The following is a 201-nucleotide window of genomic DNA, read 5'->3' as shown; positions in this document are numbered from 1 at the left end:
GTTAGGACGTCAGATTTTCATTCTGAAAAGAGGGGTTCGACTCCCCTAGGGCGTACCAGTTTCTTCCTTCAAACTGTTGATTATGCACAAGAACCTCTAAGTTCTCTTGGAGCATCCAGCCGCGCAATTTTCTCTGTTTATCTTCCGAATAATACCGTTTTTTGGCTTGTCTGTTTGAAAAAGCGTCCCTATAAGACGCTC

Annotated in this window: 1 protein-coding gene; it reads right to left on the bottom strand. The window is 43.8% G+C overall.

What is annotated here, in order from left to right; genetic code table 11:
• Position 1: 1 nt before the first annotated feature.
• Positions 2–201: hypothetical protein (locus ASF70_RS24440; protein ID WP_210166805.1), on the bottom strand; the 200-nt coding region annotated here is incomplete at its 5' end.

Origin of the sequence: Rhizobium sp. Leaf321, assembly GCF_001423215.1 — a bacterium.
GTDB classification, from domain to species: Bacteria; Pseudomonadota; Alphaproteobacteria; order Rhizobiales; family Rhizobiaceae; genus Neorhizobium; species Neorhizobium soli.
This window is presented reverse-complemented; position numbering and strand designations above follow the sequence as displayed.